Source organism: Brevibacillus thermoruber 423 (assembly GCF_000454065.1).
GTDB lineage: Bacteria > Bacillota > Bacilli > Brevibacillales > Brevibacillaceae > Brevibacillus > Brevibacillus thermoruber.
Map to the genome: position 1 here is coordinate 57303 of NZ_KE695650.1, position 17537 is coordinate 74839.

General features: G+C 50.6%; 2 protein-coding genes. Both read left to right on the plus strand.

All coding sequences use genetic code 11. The annotated features are described in order from the left end of the window. Positions 1–55: 55 nt before the first annotated feature. Positions 56–8599, plus strand: coding sequence for a non-ribosomal peptide synthetase (locus M516_RS0108620; RefSeq protein WP_029098755.1), 8544 nt, complete (start codon positions 56–58; stop codon positions 8597–8599). Next, complete coding sequence (locus M516_RS23105; RefSeq protein WP_051188158.1) at positions 8596–17520, plus strand: non-ribosomal peptide synthetase; 8925 nt, start codon at positions 8596–8598, stop codon at positions 17518–17520. The genes M516_RS0108620 and M516_RS23105 overlap by 4 nt, the downstream gene beginning before the upstream one ends. Positions 17521–17537: the final 17 nt, after the last annotated feature.

Sequence of the window (17537 nt, forward strand, 5' to 3'; positions counted from 1 at the left end):
TTGTTCCCTTTTCTGTCATTGACATATCGAGTTACAACGGGGAGGTGCACACAAGATGAGTCAACTCAACTTGATGTCATTTCGGGAAACATCTAACTTTGTTGAGATCCTACGCGAAAGGGCAATCCGCCAGCCCAATGTAACCGCTTATGAGTTTCTGCTTGACGGAGATGAACTTTCTGCTCGAATCACTTACTCCGAGTTGGATCGCAAGGCGCGGGCAATAGGTGCATTTTTACAAAGTTTCGGCTGTTCTGGTGAACGTATTCTGTTACTGTATCCCCCTAGTCTTGAATATGTAGCAGCTTACTTCGGATGTCTCTATGGAGGGGGCATTGCAGTCCCCGCCTATCCTCCAACATCAACCCGTTTGATTCCACGTTTGCAGGCGATTGCCAAAAACGCTGAAGCTGTTGTGGCCCTAACATCTTCCAAACTGCTAGATGAAATATCCGATAGATTTGAGAAAGTTCCGGAATTAAATCGGCTGACCTGGGTGGCAACAGACGCTCTACCCAAAAGGTTAGAGACCCTGTGGAAAGAACCTCAGATTACCTGGGATACTCTAGCCTTCCTGCAGTATACATCCGGTTCCACTTCAATTCCAAAAGGGGTCATGGTCACTCATGGCAATTTGATTCATAATTCAAAGATGATACAAACGGCCTTCGAGCAGGGGACTGACGACCGGGGTGTAATCTGGCTACCTCCTTATCATGACATGGGATTAATTGGTGGTATTCTTCAGCCGCTGTACGCGGGATACCCGGTTACCTTAATGTCACCTTATGACTTCATGCAGAGGCCGTATTCCTGGTTGAAAGCGATCTCTCGTACAAAAGCAACGACCAGCGGCGGTCCGAATTTCGCATACGATTTATGTGTCGAAAGAATAACCGAAGATCAGAAACGCACCCTCGACCTTAGCTCGTGGAGGGTAGCATTCAATGGGGCGGAGCCAATTCGGGCATCTACGTTGGAACGATTTGCCGATGAGTTCGCTTGCTGCGGGTTTAAGCCCGAAGCGTTCTTCCCCTGCTACGGATTAGCAGAAGGGACGTTGATAGTAACCGGGGGTTGGACGAGACCATTAACGCTGACATGCAACAGACAGTCTCTCGAAGAAGGGTACATAGGAGTGGTACATAACTCGTCACCGGAGGATAAAAGCAAGGTTCTTGTCAGCAGTGGCAAAAGTCTGATGGATCAAAAAGTTTGCATTGTCGATCCGACAACTTTTACTGAGTGCAAAGAGGGGGAAATTGGAGAAATCTGGGTTAAAGGACCCAGTGTAGCTCAAGGTTATTGGAGCATGCCGGAGCTGACAGATGAGTCCTTTCGGGCGTATCTTTTGAAGACTGGTGAAGGTCCCTTCCTCCGAACTGGCGATATGGGCTTCTTGTATGAAGGGAATCTGTTCGTGACCGGCCGCATGAAGGATCTGATCATCATCCGGGGGCGAAACCTCTACCCACAGGACATTGAGCTGACAGCCGAGAAGAGCCATCCCGCCGCACGCCCTAATGCTGCAGCAGCGTTTGCAATCACTGTTGAGGACGAAGAGCGCCTGGTGATCGTGCAGGAGGTTCAACGCAAATACCGCGCATTGGTTCAGGACGAGATGGTTGACGCGATTACACAAGAAATCTTGCGTGAGTACGGGGTTCAGCCGTATGCGGTCGTCTTGGTGAAATTCGGCGGAATTCCCAAGACGTCGAGCGGAAAAATTCAACGGGGGCTGACCCGTGAAAGATTTCTTGCCGGTGAACTAAACGAGATTGGCAGGCGTGTATACTCAAATGAGGTCTCGGATTCAGTTGAGGATCTGCGGAAATCCGTCTCTATCGAACATGGAGATGACCGCAGGGCTGAAATCGAGCGAATATTCTTGAACCTGCTATCGCAAACAACTGGTGTCACACAATCAGTTGCTGATCTCGCGATGTCGCCCAGCGAACTGGGGATCGACTCGATGAAGGCGTTCGAGTTACAGCATGTTTTAGAGGAAGAGTGGGGCGTCATGGTCCCAGCAGTTACATTCCTTCAGGACATGAAACTGGAGGATATACGAGATATAATTTTGACCAAGTTGGATATGAACTATAAAGTCCTCCCCGTCGACCATGGAATACAGACAGGATTGATCCCAGCATCACGAGGTCAGAAAGGCTTGTATTTTCTACAGAAGCTGGCACCACACAGTTCAGCTTATCACATCGCCAGGGCTGTCAAGATTAGGGGACCACTTCAAACAGAGAAGGTCAGAAATATCCTCCAGATCCTTACAGCAAGGCATACTGCACTGCGCACCACGTTTATTGAAGACCAGAACGGAGGACTTCTGCAGAAGATTGCTGACGAGCCCCGCATTGAGTTTACTTACGTGGAAGCTGCCTCTTGGAGTGATCAACAGCGTCTGGATCTTCTTGTTGCTGAGACGCAACGTCCCTTTGATCTGGAGAGCGGACCATTAATGCGAACGCTACTCTTAAACTGTTCGACTGAGGAGCACCTACTTTTGTGGGTTTTCCATCACATAATTGTTGACCTATGGTCGGTCGACGTCCTGATAGAGGAGACCATTACTTTACTGGAATTGGAGGGAACTGACAGTGAGTCATTGCTACCAATGCCAGCCATGCAGTTCAGGGACTATACAGTTTGGCAGGAGAGTTGGCTGAAATGCAACGGTGAAGAACACTTAGCATATTGGCTGAGGGAGCTCACAGGCGAACTACCTGTTCTGGATTTCCCATCGGACCGTCCGCGTCCGCCCGTCCAGACCTACAACGGTTCGAGCTGCACACTCACGCTGGGTGATGAACAAACCAAACGTTTAAAGGAACTATCTGCCAAGCACAATGGAACTTTATACATGACTCTCTTGGCCGCGTACCTACTTTTCTTGTACCGCTACACCGGTCAGAATGAGATCATTATCGGCTCTCCAATGGCAGGACGGACACGGGCTGCGATGAACAAACTTGTTGGATTCGTCACAAACACTTTGCCCCTGCGGTTCTTTGTACGAGAGGGTGACAAGGTCGCCGACCTCATCAGTCAAGTACGTGGGAAGGTACTCGGGGCATTCGCTCATCAGGAATATCCGTTCCACATGCTGCTGGAGAAAGTTAACCCGAAGCGCGATTCAAGCCGATCCCCTGTCTATCAGACGGTATTTGTCATGCAGAATGTCGGTACCATTCGAGAAGCAGGAGCAATTATTGCGGGGAAGGCAGGGGGCATTTCAACGTTGGGTGGTCTGCAGGTTGAAACGGTACCTTTACCTGAGACTTCTTCTCTTTTTGATTTGACCACGACTGTCACGGAGGTTGAAGACCGGTTAATCTTGACTATGCAGTATAATACCGACTTGTTCGAAGAGAAGACGGTAACCCGAATGCTACACCACTTCACCGTGCTTCTGGACAGTCTGACAACAAACGAAGAAGAGGAGATCGACAGGTTGCCTATGCTGACAGAGGAGGAGAGGCAAGAACTGCTTCCTACCCCCATTGTAAGCGAGTTGCCCCACCGTACATTAGTCGAACTATTCGAGGAGCAAGTGCTGGCAACGCCAGAGAAGGTGGCAATTTCATACCAGGATCGTTCGCTGACTTATTCTGAGCTCGATGCTCGAGCCAACCGGCTTGCTCGTCTTCTTCAGGAAAAAGGTGTTCTTCCAGGCGATAAAGTAGGAATCTTCGTTGAGCGTTCACTAGAGATGATCGTAGGGATCCTTGGAATCCTCAAGGCGGGGGCGGCCTATGTTCCGCTAGACCCGTTTTATCCGCAAGAGCGTCTTGAGTTTGTTATAGAAGATGCTGAGCTCTCGCTACTGCTCACTCAAGAACATCTACTAGAGCGGTTGAGGAAGCGGACCTCTACAATCCTACTGCTAAAAGATGTAAATAATGACATAAGTAGAGAGGATACCCAGCCTCTTCGCTTGTCGCTCTCTCCGGATCACTTAGCTTACGTCATTTATACATCCGGTTCTACAGGGAAACCCAAAGGTGTACTGGTCAGCCATGGAAACGTGGTTCGATTGTTTGAGTCCACTGATCACTTGTTCCAGTTTAACCAAGAAGATGTGTGGACGTTGTTCCACTCTTATGCATTCGATTTTTCCGTCTGGGAGATATGGGGAGCGTTGCTCAAGGGAGGAAGATTGGTAGTCGTCCCGTACATGGTTAGCCGTCATCCAGAAGAATTTTACCGGCTGTTACATCGAGAAGGCGTTACCGTACTGAATCAAACGCCGTCAGCGTTCCAGCAGCTGATCTACGCGGAGGAACGGTCAGAGATGAAGCTCCCCTTGTTACTTCGATACGTAATCTTTGGTGGAGAGGTGCTAAGTCCTGAAAGTCTCCGACCATGGGTTCAACGGCATGGCTGTGACCATCCCAAATTAATCAACATGTACGGTATTACTGAGACTACTGTACACGTCACCTACCGCCAGATCACCCTGGAGGATTTGAGTCGTCAAAACAGCTTGATTGGTGTACCAATTCGAGACCTCCAGGTATATCTACTGGACCGTAATATGCAGCCGGTACCTTACGGAGTCATCGGCGAGATGTACATTGGTGGACCAGGGGTCGCGCAAGGTTACATGAACCGACCTGAGCTTACGGCAGAAAAATTTATCGCCAATCCATTCGTCGCCGACACAGGTGCAAAGCTCTATCGTTCCGGCGATTTGGCACGCCGATTGTCGAATGGGGAATTAGAATATGTAGGGCGATTTGACCATCAGGTTAAGATTCGCGGTTTCCGTATTGAACTTGGAGAGATTAAGTCCGCCCTTCTTCAGCGGGAGGAAGTAAGGGAAGCTGTTGTATTAGCACACGTGGACCGTACGGGTGAAAAGGTACTCGTAGCGTACATTGTACTGCGGAACATGGAAAATGTGCTCAAAACGTCAGAACTGAAGAATTACCTAAGATCCAAGCTGCCTGAGTTCATGGTGCCGGCGCATTTTGTAATTCTCGATCGCATCCCGCTAACCGAGAACGGCAAAATAGACATGCAAGCACTGCCCGCTCCGCAATGGAATGATCGCATATCGTCATTTCCGTACGTTGCCCCCAGCGGACCGATTGAAGAAACTCTTGCATCGGTATGGTCCCACGTGCTGGGAGTGGAGCGGATCAGCGCCCTAGACAACTTTTTCGATCTTGGGGGCGATTCGATTCGAAGCATAAGGGTACTCACCTTGGCCAAAGAATTCGGCATTCATTTATCGCTACAAGATCTCTATCGCTATCAGACTATTCGTGAATTAGCATTCGCTGCTGGTCAGAGTAATCCGTCTTATGAAGTGAAAATGACCTCACAGTCCTTTGCACTGCTCAAGCCAGAAGACCGGCGGTTAGTCCCAGACGGAATCGAGGATGCCTACCCATTGACCTCGTTGCAGGCGGGTCTCGTCTTCCATAGCGAATACAACCCGGATTACAAGAATTATATCACCACGTTCCGTTTAAAAGCCCCCTTCAATGATAAGGTCATCCGCCAAGCATTGGAGCGTTTAACGGCCAGGCATCCGATGCTCCGCACCTCGTTTGACGTCAGTCGATATAGCGTTCCGATGCAGCTTGTTCATAAGAAGGTAATCCCGCGTTTAATATTCAACGACTGGAGAGACAAGACGCCGGAGCAACAGGAGGCTGGCTTCACTGAATTTCTGCACGCGGAGAAGCGGAACAAGTTTGATTGGAAGGAAGCTCCACTGTTGCGTTTCAATGTCCACAGATTGACGGACGAGACCCTCCAGTTCACAATGACTGAGCCTTTTCTGGACGGCTGGAGCGTAGCTTCCTTGATAACCGAGTTATTCAGCGATTATCTCGCCCTTTTGAAGGAACCTAATACTCCGCCGCTGCCGTTACTTGAGAGCACGTTTCGTGACTATGTTGCGGCTGAAAAACATGCTTTGGAGAACGAGTCATCGAAAGCTTATTGGGAGAATGAACTGAGGGATTGCATGCCGACTCACTTACCTCGTTGGGGCCGCAGGCCTGATGAGGCGAGTGCAGCTAAAGATCGTATTTGGGTACCGATCCCCAAGAATGTGTCGGAAGGTCTCCGTCAGATGGCGAAGTCGGCCTCGCTACCTCTGAAAAGTGTTCTATTGGCTGCACATTTACGCGTAGTTAGTTTGTTGGGAGGTCAGACGGACGTTCTGACGGGGATGTTTCAAAACGGCCGGTTGGAACAATACCAAGGGGAGAAAGTGGTGGGTCTCTTCTTGAACACTGTTCCGCTACGCGCGAAATTGTCGAGCGGCAGTAGGTGGGTGGATCTGGCAAGGCAAGCATTTGAAAAAGAGCGCGACCTTCTTTCTCACAGGCGCTTTCCGCTTGCTGAGCTACAGCGTCTTTATGGAGGAAGGCAACAGTTATTCGAAACGGCCTTCAACTACACTCACTTCCATGTATACGAAGGATTGACGGAGCTACCAGGGCTTGAGGTGCTGGATGCTGAGCACACCGATTATACCTTCATCACCCTGACTGCCCAGTTTACTGTTGATGTCAACAGCGGGGATATTCACCTCGCTCTTGACTACAATCCGTATGAACTGAACGCCGAGCAAATGGATCAAATCGCGGCGTACTACCAAAACGTTCTAACCGCAATGACAAATGATCCTACTGGTAGATATGATAAGGCACCTCTTCTCTCACCCCAGGAACTACAGAAGATGCTCGTAGAGTGGAACAACACTTCCGAATATGAGGAGACGGACCTGCTATGCGTTCATCAGTTGGTTGAACAACAAGCGGCACGTACCCCTGACCGGATTGCCGTTATAGAAGGTGAACGAACGCTGACGTACCGTGAACTTGATGCTAAGGCGAACGGACTGGCCATTAAGTTGAAAAACCTCGGTGTAGGACCGGATAAGCTGGTCGGCCTCTGCATGGAGCGTTCTTTGGAAATGGTAATCGGACTCCTTGGCATCCTCAAGGCGGGTGCTGCCTATGTACCGCTCGACCCGTCTTATCCGAAAGAACGCCTAGAGTTCATGATCAAAGATGCGGATTTGATCGCAATTGTGACTCAGAAGGAACTGTTGCAAGAATTGCATGACCCGCAGGTCTCCGTACTCCTCCCTGATGATATTCAAGAGGAGAGTGATCCGCCCGTTATCGACGGCCTTTCACCGGAGAATCTCGCTTATGTTATTTACACATCTGGTTCTACCGGAAAACCTAAAGGCGTGCAGGTGCCGCATCGTGGAGTTGTCAACTTCCTATTATCTATGCAAAACGTACCAGGGCTTCAGGAACATGATGTAATGGTTGCAGTTACCTCGATTTCCTTTGACATTGCGGCACTCGAACTTTATCTGCCTCTCATCACCGGTGCTAAATTGGTTTTAGCTTCGAAGGAAGTGGTAGCTGATGGACATTCACTTGCAGAGCTCCTGGAACGGGAACAGGTTACCGTTATGCAAGGCACTCCTGCGACTTGGAACTTACTGCTTCAAGCGGGATGGTCAAATAAGGGAAGTCTAAAAGTGCTTTGTGGCGGGGAGCCGCTCACTGTCGATTTGGCTAGGAAACTGTCCGCTTGCTCCGAAGAAGTTTGGAACCTGTATGGACCAACGGAGACCACGATATGGTCGACTTTGCACAAGATTACCTCTATGGACGGTCCAATTTTAATCGGTCGTCCGATTCGTAATACCGAAGTGTATCTGCTAGATTCATTCGGTCAGCCCGTGCCAGTTGGTGTGCCGGGAGAATTGTGTATCGGCGGTGCGGGAGTAACCCGTGGTTATTTGAAAAGGCCGGATTTGACACAAGCAAAGTTTGTGAAACATCCATTCTCTGACAACAAAGAGGCGAGACTCTACCGCACAGGTGATCTGGCGAGATACTTGCCGGACGGGAGTATAGAGTATCTGGGCCGGTTGGACGACCAACTCAAGATTCGTGGGTTTCGGATTGAACTTGGCGAGATTGAGACCTGTCTTGGCGAACATGAGGCCGTACAACAAGCGGTAGTAGTCCTTCGGGAAGTTAGGGCCGAAGAGAAAAGTCTTGTCGCATATGTCGTAATGAAGCCGGAGTATGAACCAGACACAGGTGTATTGCGGCGCCACTTGAAAGAACGATTGCCCGCTTACATGGTGCCTTCCTTTTATGTGCCCGTGGAGAAGTTTCCACTTCTACCGAACGGAAAACTTAATCGCAAGGCCCTTCCCGCACCTGACTGGCACACGCTGGAGTGTATGGACACATTAGAAGAACCACAAACCGAAGTAGAGAAAAGAATCGCCGGCATTTGGCAGGATGTGCTCGGCTATGAAAAAGTGGGGCGAAATCAGGATTTCTACGACCTTGGTGGACATTCGCTCCTTGCCACACAACTGATTTCCCGATTAAGGGAAGCATTCGGCGTGGACCTATCCCTTCGCAGTCTGTTAGAAGGTTCTACCGTGGCTAAACTAGCACAGGAGATTGAGGGGCTACTGTTACTTCGAGAGGAAGATGAAGATCTTACGGATTTGCTCGACCTAGTGGAAGGCCTATCCGATGAAGAAGTCAAGAAGCTTTTGTCTGAAAAAGGGGGATCGGCATGAGAGACGTAAGCCATCGTTTGGAAGCACTCTCTCCCGAAAAGAAGGCTCTTTTGGAGCTGTTGAGGAAGGAGAACAGACAGTCCGAACATCAGAATAATGTGATCCAAAAAAGACCGAACCCAAACGTTTACCCGCTTTCGTACTCTCAGCAACGGCTTTGGGTCATGGACCAGATGGAGCCAGGCAGTCCGCTTTACAACATCCCGTCCACACTACGTCTTACAGGAACACTCGATGTAACGGCTCTGGAGAATGCGTTAACCGTGATGCTGGAACGCCATGAGGTTTTGCGGGCGACATTCACCAATGTCGACGGGAAACCCTTCCAGACAATACAACCGTCAGTTCCTTTCGAGCTGCCGATTATCGATCTGAATTATCTACCCACCGAGATCAGGGAAGCTCGGATGGCTGAACTGGTAAGGGAAGAGTCGTTGCGCCCATTTGACCTCAGCACCGGCCCGTTGATGAGAGGACTTTTGATTCGAATGGGGGAGGACGATAACGTCCTTCTCCTAACAACTCATCACATCATTACGGACGCTTGGTCTCGTGCTGTATTCACGAAGGAACTTGTCGCCTTATACAATGCGTTTGAGAAAGGTCTTCCCTCCCCATTGCCTCCGGTGCAGCTTCAATATGCTGACTATGCTCACTGGCAGCAAGAACTGATGAATGCAGGTTTAATGAACAAACATATCGACTATTGGAAGAACAAGCTCAGAGGGGCATGCCCCCTCTTGGAACTCCCGACAACACGGCCACGCCCGCCCGTTCTTAGCTACCGAGGGGCGAGATTGAACTTGGTCATCCCTCAAGATGAAATCGAGGGGCTAAAAGAGTTGAGTCGGACCGAGGGGGTTACCTTGTTCATGGCCCTTCTCGCCGCTTTCCAAGCCTTTCTTTACCGTTACACGGAACAGGAAGATATTGTGGTTGGTACGCCGATTTCTAACCGCAGTCGTCGGGAATTGGAAGGGATCATTGGCTTTTTCGTTAATACACTGGTCATGCGTACAAATTTTTCTGGTGAACCGACCTTTCGTTGTACACTTCGGCAATTCAAAGAAACCGCATTGGAAGCATATGAACACCAGGATCTTCCGTTTGAAAAGTTGGTGGAAGTGCTCCAACCGCAGCGAAGTTCGAGCTATCATCCCTTGTTCCAAGTATTCTTTGACATGGATAACGTCCCGACAGATCCTATTCGTCTTCAGAATCTTACCATCCGTTCGCTCGACGTTGAGCGAGGTACTTCGAAGTTCGATCTGTCGCTCTATGCAGTCGAACGGGAAGACGGGTTGCATCTGACCTTCGAATATAGTACCGATCTGTTCGATTCGAGTACGATTGAACGGATGAGTAAAAGTTTTCGCATCCTGGTTCGCTCCATGTCTGAACTGCCGGATCAGCCAATTTCCCTCTTGCCACTTTTAAGTCAAGAGGAGGTTCAGGAGTTGTTTGCTATATCTCAAGGAGAACGTAAGGAAATTCCGGGTGAACTCCTCATTCATCAGCTGTTCGAAGCGCAGGTTGCCAAGACTCCAGACCGGACGGCGGTAGAGTTCGAAGGACATCGACTGACCTACCGAGAGTTGGATGAAGAGGCCAACCGTTTGGCTCACGCCATTCAAAAGCACGGGGTAACAGCTGGAACCATGGTTGGCATCTCCGTTGAGCGCTCCCTTGAGTTGGTAATAGGCATCCTGGCAATCTGGAAGGCAGGTGGCGTTTACATCCCTTTGGATCCCAATTACCCAAAAGAGCGTTTGGCAATGATGATCGAAGAGACTCAGCCTGTCCTTCTACTCACTCAAAGTAAGGTTAGAAGCAAACGGCCACCTTTTGAGGGGAAAATACTCGATCTGGATGCAGTACCAAAGTTTTACGCAAACGAGAAAGGAATCGCCCCCATCTGTCATTCAAGGGCAGACCATCTCGCCTACATCACCTTTACTTCCGGGTCAACGGGGCGTCCCAAGGGGGTCATGGCTTCCCATCAGGGGCCTGTCAACTATCTAACTTTCATTAAGGAAGCGTATCAACTGAAGCCGGAAGATGTGGTGTTACAATTGGCATCATTCTCCTTCGACGCTTCGATACGGGATCTGATCGGACCTCTTACAGCGGGAGCTTGTGTGGTTCTTCCGCGTGAGGAGGATATCTTCGACTTTGAACGTCTTCTGAATTTAATCGAAGAGAAGAGGGTGACCCGCCTACTCGGCATTGTGCCGACACTACTGAATAACCTAACATTGACTGCCCTTAACCTGAAATGGAAGTACGAAGGTTTGCGTATGATCCTGCTGAGCGGTGAAGTGTTGAACCGGACTGTAGTAGAGCAAGCTCAAGCAGTATTTCCGTCTACTACTTTAGTCAATCAGTATGGTCCCACCGAGTGTACGATGACCTCAAGCTACTATCCAGTATTAGCGTTTCCGCCGAGGGCCGCCACCGTACCGATCGGACGTCCGATCCACAACGTGGATTTCTACATTTTGAACAGCCAAATGCAGCCGGTGCCGTTTGGAGTTCCAGGTGAATTGTACATCGGGGGGAGAGGGGTCTCACCCGGCTATTTCAAACAGCCTGAACTCACTAAAAAGAAGTTTGTACAGAATCCATTCTCCGCAGAGGGCGATCGCCTTTACCGTACCGGAGACATTGTACGTCTTACCAGAGACGGAATATTTGAATACCTGGGACGGATGGATAACCAGATTAAGTTGCGCGGGATTCGTGTGGAGCTTGGTGAGATCGAATCTATGCTTTGCCAGCACGAAGCAGTGCAGAACGCCGTGGTGGTTCTGTCCGAAGGGAGTTTTAGAGAATCGCAGTTGGTCGCGTATTATTTGATAAATGGATCGGAAGTCCCCTCGCCTGCTGAACTCCGTCAGTATCTCAAGGAGAAGTTGCCGGAATACATGCTTCCGGGTGTATATGTGAGAGTGGAGCGTTTCCCTCTGACACCAAACGGGAAAATTGACCGGAAGGCATTACCGTCTCCCGAGCTAGGGCTCCAGATAGCAGAAAGGGAGTATGTCGCACCACGAACGGAACTGGAAAAGAAAGTGGCGGATATCTGGGGTCAGGTGCTTCAATTAGAAAGAGTCAGTATGAATGACAATTTCTTTGAACTTGGTGGTCACTCTCTCCTCGCGGCTCAATTGATTGCACGAATTCGGAAAGAATTTCGAGTGGATCTACCGCTACGATCTCTTTTCGACACGGTAAATGTTGCCGGAATGGCTGAGATGATCATGGCACTACAAGAGGAGGCAAGAAAGCGGAAAGCCTTTACAACCGTTCTTCCGACGATTAGCCCGAACCTTGAGAAACGAACCGAACCCTTCCCGCTGACAGATATCCAACAAGCATATTGGGTGGGGCGCAATGGGTTCTACGAGCTTGGTAATGTCTCGACTCATAGCTATTTGGAGTTGGAAACGGTTAACCTGGACATTGACCGACTGAATAGCGCATTGAACAAGCTGATCCACCGACATGATATGCTGCGCTCCGTTCTTACTTCCGACGGACAGCAACGTATCTTGGACAAGGTACCGGAATACCGGATTTCAGTTCTTGATCTACAAAGGTTGGATAGCGAGACGGCAGAAGAACGGCTGAATGGGATTCGCGAGGAGCTTTCGCACCAGATGTTGCCACTTGACAAATGGCCTTTGTTCGACATTCGGGCAACCAAACTGGATAAACGCCGTACCATGCTACACATAAGTACCGATTCCTTTGCGGCAGATGCATGGAGCCGCTGGATCTTGGCTCTTGAATTGTTCCGTCTATATGATGATCCGGATCTTGAACTGCCGCCATTAGAACTTTCCTTTAGGGACTACGTACTGGCTGAGCATGAGATCCGTCGGACCGAATATTACGAAAGGGCGAAGGGTTATTGGATGGAACGTCTTGCAAACCTTCCGCCCGCACCAGATCTTCCGCTTGCCGCGAGTCCAGAGGACCTCAAACGGCCGCGCTTCATAAGACACAGCGCTCGTTTGGAGAAAGACGCATGGAGGTCCTTGTGCGTTCGGGCAGCACGGGCGGGTGTAACACCTTCGGGTCTGATTGCTGCCGCATTCGCAACGGTGCTAGGGAGATGGAGTAAGAACCAGCGTTTCACGATCAACCTGACCCAGTTTAACCGTCTACCTATTCACCATCAGGTCAATGAAATTGTCGGCGACTTCACATCGTCCATCCTTCTTGCGGTCAACCTCCATCATACTTGTTTCGAGGAACGTGCAAGGGCGGTCCAGCAACAACTTTTCAGTGATCTAGATCACAGTCTCTTCAGTGGAGTGCAGGTGCTGCGTGAGATTAACCGCCTGCAAGGTGGAGTGGGCACTCGCGCGGCAATGCCAATTGTACTGACCTCCATGCTTGTCGATAGGCGTACTAGCGAAGAGGGGGCGTTTCCATCTCTCTGGAAGGAGAACATGAATGCTGGAGTTTCGCAAACTCCTCAAGTCTATCTTGACCATGCCGTATCCGAGAGAGAGGGTGCGTTGATCTTTCGATGGGATGTTGTAGAAGAGCTTTTCCCAGAGGGTATGATACAAGATATGTTCGATGCGTACTACAATCTATTGGTCCGGCTTGCTACGGACGACGACGCCTGGAAAAGGGCTCTTCCCGAATTGCTGCCTGAGGCCCAACGCAGACAGCATGGAGAAATCAATGCCACAGATGGCCTTGTGACGGACAACCTGCTACACACTTTGTTTGCGGAGCAGGTTGCACAGCGTCCGGACCAACGCGCTGTCGTGTCCTCAGACCGGACACTGACCTATGGGGAGTTGTTCCGACGCACCAATCAACTTGCCCGTAAACTGCGAGAATCCGGAGCCGTTCCGAATCGCCTGATCGCCATCGTTATGGAGAAAGGCTGGGAGCAGGTGCTGGCGGCACTGGGTATCCTGCAGGCGGGAGCGGCTTACCTGCCCATTGACCCGAATCTCCCACAAGAACGCCTCTTGTACCTACTGGAAAACGGTGAAGTCGAGATTGCACTGACACAGACCGGCTGGATGGATAAAATCGCGTGGCCGTCCCATGTCCGTGTCTTCACGGTCGAAGATGCCGACCTGCAGGATTATGAAGACACCCCGTTGGACGTGGTACAAGGCCCGGATGATCTCGCCTACGTGATCTTCACCTCCGGTTCGACCGGTCAGCCAAAGGGAGTCATGATCGACCACAGAGGGGCGGTAAATACGATTCTGGATATTAACGAACGCTTTGGTGTCAAACCGGAGGACAAGGTGTTCGCGCTCTCTGCGCTGAACTTCGATCTCTCCGTCTATGACCTGTTCGGTACCTTGGCGGCGGGCGGCACGATCGTCTTCCCGGAGCCGGAGGGGCTGCGAGACCCGTCGCATTGGTCGGAGATCATGAAGCGCGAAGGGGTGACGATCTGGAACTCCGTACCAGCGCTCATGGAGATGCTGGTCGATTATGCGGATGGGCAAGCGGATCTTCTGCCGAAAGGCCTTCGCCTGGTGCTGCTCTCGGGAGACTGGATCCCGGTTTCCCTGCCGGATCGCCTGCGCAAGTTAATTCCCACGGTAGAAATCATCTCACTTGGAGGGGCGACAGAAGCTTCGATCTGGTCAATTCTCTATCCGATCGGCGAAGTAGATCCGGAGTGGACGAGCATTCCGTACGGAAAGCCGATGAAAAATCAGCGCTTCTATGTGCTAAACGAACTGCTGGAGCCGTGTCCGACCTGGGGGCCGGGACAGCTGTATATCGGAGGGATCGGTCTGGCGAAGGGCTATTGGAAGGACGAAGCAAAGACAAACGCAAGCTTCATCCGGCACCCGGTGACGGGCGAGCGCTTGTACAAGACGGGAGACATTGGCCGATACCTGCCGGATGGCAACATCGAATTTTGGGGACGCGAAGACTTCCAAGTCAAGATCCAAGGGTACCGAATCGAGCTGGGCGAGATTGAAGCGGCTCTGTCCCAGCATGATGCGGTACGAAACGTTGTCGTAAAGGCGATCGGAGAAAAACACGGCAACAAGCGTTTGGTCGGATATGTAGTGCTCAACCGGCCAATTGCCGATGTTACCGCCGAACTTCAAGGATATTTGCGTGACAGGTTGCCGTCCTACATGATCCCTTCGTTGATTATGACAATAGACGCTGTTCCACTTTCGCCAAACGGTAAGGTGAACCGGAAGTTGTTACCTGAACCGCAGTTCCAACCTGGGAAAGACAGTGAAACCGGACCCGCCCTAACCAAGACTGAAGAGGAATTGACTGAAGTGTGGAAAAAAATGCTGAACCTAGATCATGTGAACGCGGACGACAACTTCTTTGATCTTGGCGGCGACTCAGTGATCGCCATCCAACTAATGTCAAGGATCAATAAACGTTTCTCCGTGGAGATCTCCCCGCGTCGCTTCTTCGAAGAGCCGACCGTTGCAAGTCTAGCCCGGATAATCGAAGAGGCGAAATGCGTTCGCGGGCTCAAAGAACGCCCTTCGCTCGTCAAGGTGCCACGAGGAGGCAAGCTGCCGCTCTCGTACGCCCAGCAGCGGTTGTGGTACCTTTGCAAGGCGGACCCAAGCAATTCCTCCTATAACATACCGGTTGCGATCCGGCTCACAGGAAACCTGAATCTGGAGATCTTTCACGATTGCCTGAACGAGATCGTCCGACGTCACGAAGTGCTGCGTACCGGGTTTGAGAGCCATCTTGGAGAACCGCAACTGGTGATTTCCCCGGATTTGACGCTACCAATGCCAATTGTTGACCTGAGCAACGAGCTGGAGTCGAAACGCTTAGAAGTAGCGATGCAGCTTGCTGAAGTGGAAGTAAGGATTCCTTTCCAGCTGGAACAACCTAGCCTTGTACGGTTTAAAATGTTTTGCCTAGGGGAGAAAGACTACATCTTCGTTATAACCATGCACCATATCATCTCCGATGCGTGGTCAATTGAAGTGTTCTTAAACGAGATGGTGGAGTTGTATAAGGCGGCCGTTGCTGGACAGGACCCGAAATTACCTGAATTGTCCGTCCAATACACAGATTTCGCATATTGGCAGCGAGAGTGGTTAAAGGGGGAGGTAGAAACCGAGCAATTGAGCTACTGGAAACAGCATCTCGCGGGTCCTCTCACCTTGCTGAATCTTCCGATCTCCTGTCCGCGCACAGGTAGTCGCAAGTTCAAAGGAGCACGTAAGAGTGTACGCCTGTCCAAGGAATGCTCCTCCAAGCTTCAGGAGATTGGAAATCGGCAAGGAGCAACACTGTTCATGACGATGCTCGCCGTCTTTACCACTTGGCTTTATCGATATACGAAGCAGGAGGATATCGTCGTTAGCACTTCCATCTCCAACCGCCAAGGGGGAATGACCGAGCAAATGATCGGGCTTTTCTTGAACACCTTGGCATTGAGAAGTGACCTCTCGGGCAATCCGACCTTTTTCGAACTGGTGAGAAGGGTAAAGAAAATGGCCCTAAACGCCTTTGCCAATCAGGACGTTCCGTTCGAACGTGTAGTGGAGCAGTTAGTCGTTGACCGTCAACAGCTCCAGTCACCTCTTACCCAAGTTGTCTTTGGTCTTAGAAACAAGCCTCATCGTTCGCTGGACCTTCCAGGTCTGTCCATGCGTCAACTGGATATTTACCGGGGAACAGCCAAATTCGAGATGGAGATGCAACTGGTCAATACGGAAGAGGGGATCACCGGCTTCTTAGAGTATAACGCTGAACTGTTTGAAGACCGAACTGTGGAAGAGATGGTGGTCGGGTTTCACCGAATTGCCGAAGGACTCGCGAATCAGCCGGAAGCAAATATTCAGACCGTGGTTAACACTCTTATTGAAGAGGAGGTAGTGAGGAAGAATATGGAATATAGACAGTTGGATTCTGAGAAACGCAAGAGACTGTTGAGCATGAGACCCAAAAAAGTACAAGTGGTAACCGCAGACATTCGCCTTCCGAATAAGTGGGAACAAAACCTGCCTCTCATTATTAAGCCAGATGTACAAGACTTGAACGAGATCAAATGGCTCAAGACCCGCCAGCCCGAGATTGAAGAATTGCTGACGAAGTATGGAGTAGTTCGGCTTCGTGGATTCACCATCCGGTCGATGGACGATTTCCAAAATCTTGTTCAATCGCTGTCAACCGAGTTGCTTGAATACAAGGAGCGCTCAACACCGCGTAGACAAGTGAGCGGAAACGTCTACACGTCCACTGAATATCCGGAGGACCAACACATTCCGTTGCACAACGAAAACTCCTACTCGTCAGTCTGGCCGATGAAGATTTGGTTCTACTGCCACACAGCTGCACAGGTCGGCGGGGAAACACCGATCGGGGATAGCCGAAAGGTGTATGAGTTGATCGATCCGAAGATTCGTGAGACATTCGAGCGGAAGCAGGTCATGTACGTACGCAATTATGGATTCGGATTGGATCTACCGTGGCAGGAAGCCTTCCAGACAAACGATCGAGCTGAAGTCGAAGCGTACTGCAGGAAACAGAGCATCGAGTTTGAATGGATAGACGAGAACCGTCTCCGCACGCGGCAGGTTCGACCGGCAGTCTCCGTTCATCCGAAAACGGGGGAGAAATTGTGGTTCAACCAGGCCCATCTTTTCCACGTCTCCAATCTTCAGCCGGAAGTACGGCACTCGCTTGCGGCGATGTTTAAGGAAGAAGAACTCCCACGCAACGCTTATTACGGGGACGGCACGAGAATAGAAGAAGACGTGCTTGAATCAATCCGGGAAGCGTATCGCCAGGTCAGCATCAGCTTCCCGTGGCAACAAGGGGACATTATGCTGCTCGACAACATGCTGATGGCACATGGACGCGCTCCATTCAGGGGAATACGCAACGTCCTTGTATCGATGTCGGATCCGTTGAGTCTGAGTATGAGTTGAGATTTAGTAGGGGGGAG

Excerpts from the sequence above, each read along its gene's own strand:
- M516_RS0108620 (WP_029098755.1), top strand. The coding sequence starts at position 56 with ATGAGTCAACTCAACTTGATGTCATTTCGGGAAACATCTAACTTTGTT.
- M516_RS23105 (WP_051188158.1), top strand. The coding sequence starts at position 8,596 with ATGAGAGACGTAAGCCATCGTTTGGAAGCACTCTCTCCCGAAAAGAAG.